Annotated in this window: 1 pseudogene; it reads left to right on the top strand. The window is 76.2% G+C overall.

What is annotated here, in order from left to right:
- A pseudogene (locus ACOV8S_RS16940) lies at positions 1-1,502 on the top strand (serine/threonine protein kinase); the annotation flags it as partial.
- Positions 1,503-1,676 lie beyond the last annotated feature (174 nt).

Genomic DNA, 1,676 nt, shown 5'->3' with positions numbered 1-1,676 from the left:
CCGCGGCGCCGATGCCCGCGGCCCTGCCCGAGCCGGCGACGTCGTCGGAACTCGCGCCGTCGGCCGGGGCCGGGTCCTCGTCAGGGGGGCCGGTGTCCCCGTCCGGACCGGGGGCACCGTCCGCGTCCTCGGGGACGCCCGCGCCCTCGGCTCCGGGCCGGGGCCCGGCGACCCCTCTCGCCGCCGAACGCGCCCGGCAGGCGCGGATGACGGTGGTCGGCGCGGTCACCGAGCGGTGGGCGCCCGAGCAGGCCCACCCGGTCCACGACCACTGGCAGCTGGCCGCGCCCGTCGGCCCCGCCACGGACCTGTGGGCGCTGGGCGCGCTGCTGTTCCGCGCCGTCCAGGGACACGCCCCGTACCCCGAGGACTCCACCGCCGAGCTGGTGCAGCTGGTGTGCTCCGAACCGCCGGCGTTCGCCGAGGAGTGCGGCCCGCTGCGGCCCGTCGTGGAGTCGTTGCTGCGTCAGGACCCGACCGACCGGCCCGACATCGAGGAACTCGGCGGCTGGCTTCGCTCCCTGGTGCGGTCCGCGCCCGAGCCGGACGCGGGCGCGCACCTGGTCGCACTGCCGCCGGCCGACCCGGAGCGCCTGCCGATGGTGCGCCGCAAGGGCGAGCTGGTGCGCCGCCGTCGTGACGCACGCCGTGACTCCCGCCGTGACGCGGCGGCATCGCGCGCCCGGCACCGCCGCGCCGGAGCGGACCGGGCGGCCCGCGCCGCACGCGCCGAGCGCCTCGACCGCATGGACCGTCCGGAGCCGCGGGACCACGAGCGTTCGCCGCGCAAGCTCGGCCGGACGCTGCTGACCCTGGTCCTGCTCCTGCTGGCCGGCGCGGTCGCCTACGCGATGTTCTTCATGCCCAAGGCCGGGGAGCAGGCGGGCGGCCAGGACCGTTCCGGCAACTCGTTCCCCGCGGGCACGACGCCGACCGAGGACGCCGGCGACTCAGGGGAGGCCGCCGACCCCGACGAGAAGCCCACCCCGTCCACGTCCCCGTCGAAGAAGCCTCCGGCCGAGTCCTCCGGCGACGCCGACGGAGAGGTGGCGGACGGTTTCATCCTGCGCAAGGACCCCGAGGGCTTCCAGGTCGCCGTGGCCGGCGGCTGGCAGCGGACCCCCCGCAACGGGCGGGGCCAGGTGGTGTTCTCCAAGGGCGACTTCCGGCTGATCGTGGTCCCGGGCCGGGACAGCGCCGAGCAGTACGGCCGCGACCCGCAGGTCTACCAGCAGGAGCACGAGCCGGAGCTGCAGCCCTACCGCGACTCCACCTGGGCCGGCTCCGGAGGGCTGCGCCGCATCGAGGTGGGCGGCAAGGTCATGGCCGAGGGCGAGTTCACCTGGACCGACGAACAGGGCCGCAAGCTCTTCGTGCGCAACCTGGCCATCCTCGACGGCGGCCGCTACCACGTGGTGCAGCTGCGCGGTCCGGAGGCGGAGAAGGACCAGGTGACCAGGCTCTTCGAGCAGGCCTCCGCGACCTACGAGTACGTCCGCTGACGGTCACGGCTGTGTGACCGCTCCCCGCAGGCTGTGGCCCCGTGGGGCTCCGCCGCGATAGGGATGGGTCATGAGCAGCAACGGGGGAGCCGGAAACCGGCCCGAGGAACCGACCAGCTACGGCCTGCAGCCGCCCGCGCCACGGCCGGCCGGCCGCCCGCAGCCGCCGTACCC

The organism is Streptomyces sp. CO7 (assembly GCF_053474865.1).
This window is presented reverse-complemented; position numbering and strand designations above follow the sequence as displayed.